Origin of the sequence: Methylobacterium iners, from assembly GCF_022179305.1 — a bacterium.
Lineage (GTDB): Bacteria > Pseudomonadota > Alphaproteobacteria > Rhizobiales > Beijerinckiaceae > Methylobacterium > Methylobacterium iners.
In genome coordinates this window covers 78,483-86,852 of record NZ_BPQP01000019.1, presented here as the reverse complement: position 1 = coordinate 86,852, position 8,370 = coordinate 78,483, and the positions used below count along the sequence as shown (strand labels likewise).

Annotated in this window: 7 protein-coding genes; 3 read left to right on the top strand and 4 right to left on the bottom strand. The window is 71.8% G+C overall.

The window, feature by feature from the left end; genetic code table 11:
- The first annotated feature begins 214 nt into the window (after window positions 1–214).
- Window positions 215–901: a LuxR C-terminal-related transcriptional regulator gene (locus tag MFF55_RS06975; protein ID WP_238243360.1), complete on the top strand. Its 687-nt coding sequence runs from the start codon at window positions 215–217 to the stop codon at window positions 899–901.
- Window positions 902–926: 25 nt separating this feature from the next.
- Here MFF55_RS06975 and MFF55_RS06970 read toward each other — a convergent pair whose 3' ends face one another.
- The 3 genes from MFF55_RS06970 to MFF55_RS06960 all read right to left on the bottom strand — a co-directional run bounded on the left by MFF55_RS06970 (window position 927) and on the right by MFF55_RS06960 (window position 4,143).
- Window positions 927–2,342 carry a cytochrome ubiquinol oxidase subunit I gene (locus tag MFF55_RS06970; protein WP_238243359.1) on the bottom strand — a complete coding sequence of 472 codons (1,416 nt, stop codon included), beginning with the start codon at window positions 2,340–2,342 and terminating at the stop codon, window positions 927–929.
- 104 nt (window positions 2,343–2,446) lie between these two features.
- Window positions 2,447–3,643: a DNA topoisomerase IB gene (locus tag MFF55_RS06965; protein ID WP_238243358.1), complete on the bottom strand. Its 1,197-nt coding sequence runs from the start codon at window positions 3,641–3,643 to the stop codon at window positions 2,447–2,449.
- A 68-nt stretch (window positions 3,644–3,711) separates the two neighbouring features.
- Window positions 3,712–4,143 (bottom strand): GNAT family acetyltransferase, encoded by a 432-nt coding sequence (locus tag MFF55_RS06960; RefSeq protein ID WP_238243357.1) that lies wholly within the window; start codon window positions 4,141–4,143, stop codon window positions 3,712–3,714.
- A gap of 42 nt (window positions 4,144–4,185) precedes the next feature.
- Here MFF55_RS06960 and MFF55_RS06955 point away from each other — a divergent pair, with 42 nt between their 5' ends.
- The gene (locus MFF55_RS06955; protein WP_238243356.1) at window positions 4,186–5,343 is read left to right on the top strand and encodes a glycosyltransferase family 4 protein; all 1,158 of its coding nucleotides are present in this window, start codon (window positions 4,186–4,188) and stop codon (window positions 5,341–5,343) included.
- On the top strand, window positions 5,340–5,996 hold the full coding sequence (locus tag MFF55_RS06950) for a class I SAM-dependent methyltransferase (protein ID WP_238243355.1): 657 nt from the start codon (window positions 5,340–5,342) through the stop codon (window positions 5,994–5,996). Before MFF55_RS06955 ends, MFF55_RS06950 begins: the two co-directional genes overlap by 4 nt.
- Window positions 5,997–6,155: 159 nt before the next feature.
- Here the strand turns inward: MFF55_RS06950 and pbpC are convergent, their stop codons facing one another.
- Entirely contained in the window at window positions 6,156–8,369 is a 2,214-nt protein-coding gene (gene pbpC / locus MFF55_RS06945) for a penicillin-binding protein 1C (protein ID WP_238243354.1), read from the bottom strand.
- Window position 8,370: the final 1 nt, after the last annotated feature.

Genomic DNA, 8,370 nt, shown 5'->3' with positions numbered 1-8,370 from the left:
GTGGGTGGATGGACCAACCATCAGGGCCTGTGCCTTCGCGGCACAGCCTTTAACCTTACCGGCCTCCTGAATCCCGAAGTTTTCGCGAGTCTTGGTGCACCTCCGCCCGAGTCTAGGTGAAATCGAAGCAAGAAACTCCTGGAACGAGTCTTGATCCTCTCTTTCCCATCCCGATCGCGATGTGCCGCGATGGGACAAGAAAGGGGTGAGCGGCATGAACGACGCCGTAGGGGTACTGATCATCGACGAGCCGGAGGATCTCGGTTCCACCTGGCGTGCGACCCTCGAGCACGAACCGGCGCTTCACACATTCGGCGAGGCTGATCTCGGCGGCGCGGTCGCCGGAATGAACGCCGTCGCCCTGGTCTTCGTCCGGGACGCGCTCGTCGACGTCGCCATCGCGCGGATCGCGGGCTTGAGGGAACGCCAGCCGCGCCTTCGCATCCTGGTCGCCTTCCAGGCGCTCGGCGGCGAGGATCTGCGCCGCCTCCTCGACGCCGGGACCGATGCCTTCGTCGCCCGTGGCGTGCCGCCCCGCGAGGTCTGCGCCCTCGTCCTCGCGCTGGCGCGCAGCGCCCCGTCGCCGGCCGTGCAGGACAGCGCGCCCCGCAGCCTGGAATCGAGCGACAGCCTGACGCCGCGCGAGGCGGAGATCCTGCGGTTCCTCAGCGCCGGCTTCAGCAACAAGGAGGTGGCGCGCCGCCTCAGCCTGAGCGTCCGCACGGTTGAGACCCACCGGCTCAACCTGCGCCGCAAGACCCAGACGGGCCGTCTCAAGGACCTCGTCTCGCTGGCCCGGACCCTGGGCCTCGCGCCCGTCCTCGAGACCGAGCCGGCACGGCGCGGCGCGGGGGAGGGGCCGGTTCGTCACGCCCGGATCGAGGCGGCCGCGCGGTTCTGAGGAGGCTTGATCGTCGTCGAAGCGCTCAGGCCGGGTTCGGCTTGAGGTCCTCGTCGACGGCCGACAGCGGGCGCTTGGGCTTCTGGGACACGTCGCCACCGCGGATCGCCTCCTCGAGCGGCTCGGGCCCTTTGCGCAGCAGCTTCGCGAGGTAGTAGCTGCCGAAGCCGAAGATGAAGGTGTAGGCGATCAGGAAGGCGATCAGCGAGGTCGTCACCGCGTTCACCGTCAGCGGGGAATGCGCGTCCGCCGTCCGCATCTGGCCGTAGACGATCCAGGGCTGGCGGCCGATCTCGGCCGTGAACCAGCCGAACAGCACGGCGCCGAAGCCCGAGGGCGTCATCAGCATGGTGCAGGTGAGGAAGGTCCGGTTGGTGTAGAGCGTGCCGCGCCAGCGCAGGTACAGGCTCCAGAACCCGATCAAGATCATCGCTAGGCCAATCGCGACCATGATCCGGAACGAGTAGAAGACCGGCCAGACCGGCGGGCGCTGGTCGCGCGGCACGTCCTTCAGGCCAGGGATCACGCCCGAGAAGTCGTGGGTCAGGATGTAGCTGCCGAGCTTCGGGATGCCGATCTCGAAGTCGTTGCGCTCCTCCTTCTCGTTCGGGATCGCGAAGAGCAGGAGCGGCATGTTGGCCTGCCGGTCCCAGTTCGCCTCGATCGCGGCGAGCTTGGTCGGCTGGTACTTAAGCACGGCGAGCCCGTGGCCGTCGCCGATCACCGCCTGGATCGGCGCGCAGATCACCGCGAACCACAGCGCCATCGACATCGACAGGCGGGCGCCGGCGACCTTCTCCGGCGGCTCCTTGCGCGCGCGCAGGATCATCCAGGCCGACATGCCCGCGACCGCGAAGGCGGTGGTGAGGAAGCAGCCCATCACCATGTGGGCGTAGCGGATCGGGAAGGACGGGTTGAAGATCACCTTCATCCAATCCGTCGCCACGGCCCGGCCGTTCTCGACGACGAAGCCGTCCGGCGTCTGCATCCAGGAATTGGCCGAGAGGATCCAGAAGGCGGAGACGAGCGTGCCGAAGGCGACCATGCAGGTCGAGACGAAGTGGAGCCGGTCGCCGACCCGGTCCCAGCCGAACAGCATGATCCCGAGGAAGCCGGCCTCCAGGAAGAAGGCCGTGATCACCTCGTACTGGATCAGCGGCCCGAGCACGTTGCCGGTGAAGTCGGAGTAGCGCGACCAGTTCGTGCCGAGCTGGTAGCTCATCACGATCCCCGACACGACGCCGAGGCCGAAGGAGACCGCGAAGACCTTGACCCAGAACTTGTAGAGGTTCCGGTACATCGTGTTGCCGGTCCAGAGCCACTGCGCCTCGAGCCGGGCGAGGAAGCTCGCGAGCCCGATCGTGAAGGCCGGGAAGATGATGTGGAAGGCCATCGTGAAGCCGAACTGGATGCGCGAGAGGAGCAGCGCGTCGACTTCCATGGCTTGTTCCCGGATTCGTGGCGTCGTGGGACCGTCGCGAGATGACTTAACCGATATCCGTGGCGGCCGCATCCCGACGTGCGGGCCGCGGCGTCGCAGTGCGATCAGGAGGCGACGGCTCTCGGGACGTCACCGCCTGCGGCCCGGCGCTTCCTCGTCCCCTCCGCCTTGCCCTGGGCCGCTCTCAGCGGGCGGGACTTGCCGGCCGGGGACGCCGCCTCGGCCGCGGCGAGACGGCCCTGAAGCAGGGTGAGGACCGCCGCCTCCTCTGGCCTGAGGCGCTCCAGGTCGTCGCGCAACTCGTCCTCAACCGCATCCTTGACCTGGAGCAGCAGGGCGCCCTCGACGTAGCTATCGAGCACCTGGGGGTGGATGTAGCACTTGCGGCAGATCGTCGGCGTGTTGCCGAGCCGCGCCGCGACGCCCTCGATCGCGGCGCGCAGGTTGCGCTTGGCGGCGGCCTCGCTGTCGAAGGCCTCGAATTCCTGCAGCGCCAGCGCCGCCAGCACCGTCCCGGCCCAGGTCCGGAAATCCTTGGCCGTGATGTCCTGGCCGGTGATCTCGCGCAGATACGCGTTGACGTCGGCCGAGGTGACGTCCCGGCGCTCGCCCTCCTCGTCGAGATACTGGAACAGCTCCTGGCCCGGCAGCTCCTGGCAGGCCTTCACGATCTTGGCGACCCGGCGGTCCTTGATCGAAAGATTCCAGGTCTTGCCGCTCTTGCCCCTGAACCGGAACTTCAGCTCCGTGCCCTCGACCTTGACGTGGGGATTGCGCAGGGTGGTGAGGCCGTAGCTGCGGTTGGACTTCGCGTAATCGTCGTTGCCCACCCGGATCAGGGTGGTCTCGAGGAGGTGGACCACCGTCGCCAGCACCTTCTCGCGGGAGAGGCCGGGACGCTTCATGTCGCGGTCGATCCGCGCGCGCAGACCCGGCAGCGCATCGGCGAAGGCCATGATGTGCTCGAACTTCGTCGATTCCCGCGCCTGCCGGAAATCCGGGTGGTAGCGGTACTGCTTGCGGCCCTTGGCGTCGCGGCCGGTGGCCTGGATGTGGCCGTTGGCGCGCGGGCAGATCCAGACATCGGTATAGGCGGGCGGGATCGCGAGCGAGCGGATCCGGGCCAGGGTCGCCGGGTCGCGCACGGGCTCGCCCTTGGCGTCGCGGTAGCTGAAGCCGGTGCCGGACTTGCGCCGCGTCAGGCCGGGCATCCCGTCGTCGACATAGGTGAGACCCGCCTCCCTGGCGGCCTCGCGCGGATCGGCGATTCCGGCCGAGCTCCCCTCGCACTCCGACAACATCCCGAACCTCCCCGCCTCTGCCTCAAGCAACCGGGCGCGGTCGCGCCCTGTTCCGAGGCGGCGAAGGCTCAGAGCCAGCGTTCCATGACGAGGCGCGGGATCGGCCGCCATCCGAGGCTGGCGTAGAAGTCGCGCACCGCGAGGTTCGTCTCGCGGATCATGAGCTGCGCCTTCGGCACGCCCTTTGCCCGCAGCCAGGCCTCGCCCGACGCCACGATGTCGCGGCCGAGGCCCTGCCCCTGCCGCGAGGGGGCGACGGCGACGTAGTAGAGCCAGCCCCGGTGCCCGTCGTGCCCGACCATGACGGAGGCGGCGATCCGGCCGTCGGGGGCGAGGCCGACCAGGATGTCCGAGTTCGGCTTGCCCGCGGCGCCGTCGATGTCGCGGTCGGGGTCGTTGTGCGGGACGATGAGGCCGCAGGCGCGCCAGAGATCCTTGACCGCGCCCCGGTCCGCCTCCGTGAAGGCCCGGATCGTCAGTTGCTCGGCCGCGTCCGCCATTCGCCATCTCCCGCGTGAGCGCTCCATGCTAGAGCCTTGCCCATGGACAGGCCCACCCCCTCAGAGCCGACGCCGCCGAAGACCCTCGTCTTCGTCGTCACCGAGGATTGGTTCTTCGCCTCGCACTTCCTGCCGATGGCGCGGGCGGCCGTGGCGATGGGCCTGTCGGTCGCGGTGGTCACCCGCGTGCGCGACCACCGCGGCGCCATCGAGGCGGTCGGCGTCCGGGTGGTGCCGCTGGAGGACGAGCGCTCCAGCCTGAACCCGATGGCGGCGGGCTACGCGGCGGGCCAGCTCGCCTCGATCCTGAAGGCGCTCAAGGCCGACATCGTCCATTGCATCGCGCTCCGCTCGATCCTCGTCGGCGGCACCGCGGCGGCGATGGCGGGCGTGCCCGCCCGGGTCTACGCGCCGACCGGGCTCGGGTTGCTCGGGGCCCGAAGCGACGCGGCCGGCCGCTTCGCCCGCACGGCGCTCCGCCACCTGATCCGGGGACCCCTCGCCACCGGCCGGACGCGCTTCCTGTTCGAGAACCCGGACGATGCCCGCGCCTTCGGGCTCGATCCGGCCGACACGGCCGTAACCATCGTCGGCGGGGCCGGCATCGACCCGGACGCCCACCGGCCCGCGCCGCTGCCGCCCGCGCCGCCGCTGCGGGTCGCGATCGTGTCGCGGATGCTGTGGTCGAAGGGGATCGACGTCGCGGTGGAGGCCGTGCGCGAGGCGCGGGCGGCGGGCAGCCCGGTCGCGCTCTCCCTCTACGGCGCGCCCGATCCCTCGAACCGCCGCGCGATCCCCGAGGAGACCCTGCGCGAATGGAGCCGCGACGGGATCGCCTGGCACGGGCCGACGCAGGACGTCAGCCGCGTCTGGGCCGCGCATCACCTCGCCTGCCTGCCCTCCCGCGGCGGGGAGGGCCTGCCGCGCACGTTGCTCGAGGCCGCCGCCTGCGGCCGGGGCCTCGTCGCCACCGACGTGCCGGGCTGCCGGGCGCTGATCCGCGATCGCGTCGAGGGTGTGCTCGTGCCGCCGGGGAGTGTCGCGGCCCTATCCGCCGCGCTGATCCGGCTCGCCGCCGATCCGGAGGCGGTCGCCCGAGTGGGGACGGCCGCCCGCGCCCGCGTCATCGAAGGCGGCTTCACCGAGGCCGCCGTCGCGGGGGCCGTGCGGGCGATCTACGCCGAGCTCGTCGGGCCGTGATCGAACCCACGGCGGCTTTGGCCTTCATCCGCGCGAACACGCGGGCCCGGCCCGTGCCCCACGCGCCCGAGATCTTGCTCCAGGTCGCCGACGAGGCGACCGCGCTCTGGCAGAAGACCGAGGAGGAGCTCGCCGAGATCGGCCTGCCGCCGCCCTTCTGGGCCTTCGCCTGGGCGGGCGGGCAGGCGCTCGCCCGCTACATCCTCGACCATCCCGACACGGTCGCAGGCCGGTCCGTCCTCGACTTCGCCTCGGGCTCGGGGCTCGTGGCCATCGCGGCGGCCAAGGCCGGGGCGAGCGCGGTCAGGGCGAGCGACCTCGATCCCTTCGCAATCCAGGCGATCGGCCTCAACGCCGCGGCGAACGGCGTCGCGGACCGGATCCGGGCGGTCCGCGGGGACCTGATCGGCAGCGACCCGGACGGCATCGTCCTCGCCGCCGACATCTTCTACGAACGCGACCTCGCCGCCCGCGTGACCGCCTGGCTCGCCCGGCTTCATGCCGGCGGCGCGACGGTGCTGATCGGCGACCCCGGCCGCTCCTACCTGCCGCGCGAGCGGCTCGAGACGCTCGCCACCTACGAGGTTCCGGTCAGCCGGTCCCTGGAGGATGCGGAGATCAAGCGCAGCCATGTCTGGCGGTTCGCAGATTGAGGGGCCGGGCGCTTCCCCTCCCCCTTGCGGGGAGGGGTTCGGGGTGGGGGTGGCTGGGCGACCCTGCCGCTCACCAAGCGGAACCACCCCCACCTCCTATCTCCTCCCCACAAGGGGGAGGAGAGACCCGCGCGGGTGGCAGTGGGTCATCCGATCAAGCTACTCCAACCGCACCACGACGCTGTCGCTCGCGCCCGTCGCGTCCATCACCGAGATCCGCGCGAAGCCGGCGCCGTCCGGGTGCCATTCGGATTGCCGCCGCGCGCCCTCCGCGACGGGCAGGGCGTTGACCATCCAGGTCAGCGGCGGCACGCCGCCCAGCGCCTTCAGGGCGAGGCTGCCGCGCGACCCCGGTTCGGCGAGGCCGAGATCGACCCGGGCGCCGTCCGGCGGATAGGCGATCTTCAGGGGCACCCCGAGCGTCGCGGCGAAGGTCTTCGGCACGTCCCGCCGGATATGGCGGAGCGGCGGCGGCAGGCCGAGCGTGGTGGTGATCAGCGCCTCGCGCGCCACCGCGACCGGCTCGGGCTCGCCGCCGTAGCGGGCGAAGGCGTCGAACAGGATCGGCGCGGCCACCAGGCGCCCGACGAGGCCGGGCACCGCCGCGTTGTCCGCCCGCCCGACCCAGACCGCGATGGTGACGCGCCGGTCGAAGCCGACGGCCCAGGCGTCGCGGTAACCGTAGGAGGTTCCGGTCTTGTAGGCGATCCGGCCCGGCAGCGCCGTGTCCGGCGGGGGCGCCCCGCGCAGGATGTCGGCGACGTACCAGGCGGCGATCGGCTCGACGATGCGGCCCTCCGCGCTCGGCGTCGCCTCCGGGCCGTCGAGGCGGCGTACGAGGTTCGGCACGCTGCCGGCCCGGGCGACCCCTGAGAACAGCCGAGCGAGGTCGGTCAGCGTGATGCCGAGGCCGCCGAGCGCCACCGGCAGGCCGGGCGGCGCCTCGCGCGGCAGCTCGATCCGGGCGCCCGCCGCGCGCAGGCGCGCCACGAAGCGGGCGGCACCCACCGTCTCCAGGAGATCGACGGCCGGAACGTTCAGGGAGAGCTGAAGCGCGCGCCGCGCCGTCACCGTGCCCTGGTAGCTGAGGTCGAAGTTCTCCGGCGCGTAGGAGCCGGCGAAGCGCACCGGCCGGTCGTCGAGCAGGGTCTCGGGATGCGCGACGCCGTTCTCGAAGGCGAGCGCGTAGATGAAGGGTTTTAGGGCCGAGCCCGGCGAGCGGATCGCCGCCGTCATGTCGATCGCGCCGGAGCGCGAGGCGTCGAGATAGCCCGGGCTGCCGACCTGCGCGAGGACAGTGCCGCTGCGGTTGTCGATGGCGAGGATCGCCGTGGAGAGGCCGGGCCCCGCCGCGTTCGCCCGCTCGGTGGCAAGCGCTTCCAGGGTCGCCTGTAGGCGACCGTCGATCGTCAGGCGCTGTACGCGGGCGTCCGGATCGAGAGCGGTCGCCGCGTCGGCCGCGTGGGCGGCCAGCATCGGGAAGGGTTTCCGCGCGGCCGGGACCGGCTCGGCCTTGGCGGCCTGCGCCTCGGCCTGGGTGATCACGCCGCGCTGCGCCGCGATGTCGAGCACCCGGTCGCGGGCGCGGCCGGCGCGCTCCGGAAATCGGTCGGGCCGCCGCGCCTCCGGGGCTTGGGGCAGGGCGACGAGCAGCGCGGCCTCGGCGTGGGAGAGGCGCGCCGGCTCGCGCCCGAAATAGGCGAGGCTCGCCGCCCGCAGGCCCTCCACCGGGCCGCCATAGGGGGCGAGCGCCAGGTAGAGTTCGAGCACGCTCTCCTTGCCGAGACGCCGTTCGAGCTCGACCGCGCGCACCATCTGGCGGAGCTTGGCGGCGAGCGAGCGTTCCGGGCGCGGCTCGACGAGGCGGGCGACCTGCATCGACAGGGTCGAGCCGCCGGAGACGATGCGGCCGTTCAGGCCGAGTTGCAGGGCGGCGCGCAGGATCGCGACCGGGTCGATGCCGGGATGGCTCTCGAAGCGGCGGTCCTCGTAGGCCCACAGCATGGCCAGCATGCGCGGATCGACCTCGCCGGGCGCCAGCGGCAATCGCCAGCGTCCGTCGGGGGTGGCGTAGGGGCGCAGCAGCCGCCCGTCGCGATCGAGGATGACGGTCGAGCGGAGGCCGGCCTGGGTCAGGTCGAGGGGCGGGAGGGTCGCGGCGAAGCGCCAGAGGGCGAGGAGACAAACGACCGCCGCCAAGACGATCGCGAGAGCCCCCTTCAGGAAAATCGCGCGCCTCTCCTCCCCCTTGTAGGGAGGAGTTGGAGGTGGGGGTGGCTGGGTGACCCTGCTGCGGAGGCCAGCGGAACCACCCCCACCCCTGACCCCTCCCCACAAGGGGGAGGGAAGCGCGCCGGAGCGGCCTGTGCTCATT

Bases quoted from the DNA above. Each gene is read 5' to 3' on its own strand.
- MFF55_RS06975 (WP_238243360.1), top strand. From the start codon at position 215: ATGAACGACGCCGTAGGGGTACTGATCATCGACGAGCCGGAGGATCTC.
- MFF55_RS06970 (WP_238243359.1), bottom strand. From the start codon at position 2,342: ATGGAAGTCGACGCGCTGCTCCTCTCGCGCATCCAGTTCGGCTTCACG.
- MFF55_RS06965 (WP_238243358.1), bottom strand. From the start codon at position 3,643: ATGTTGTCGGAGTGCGAGGGGAGCTCGGCCGGAATCGCCGATCCGCGC.
- MFF55_RS06960 (WP_238243357.1), bottom strand. From the start codon at position 4,143: ATGGCGGACGCGGCCGAGCAACTGACGATCCGGGCCTTCACGGAGGCG.
- MFF55_RS06955 (WP_238243356.1), top strand. From the start codon at position 4,186: ATGGACAGGCCCACCCCCTCAGAGCCGACGCCGCCGAAGACCCTCGTC.
- pbpC (WP_238243354.1), bottom strand. From the start codon at position 8,369: ATGAGCACAGGCCGCTCCGGCGCGCTTCCCTCCCCCTTGTGGGGAGGG.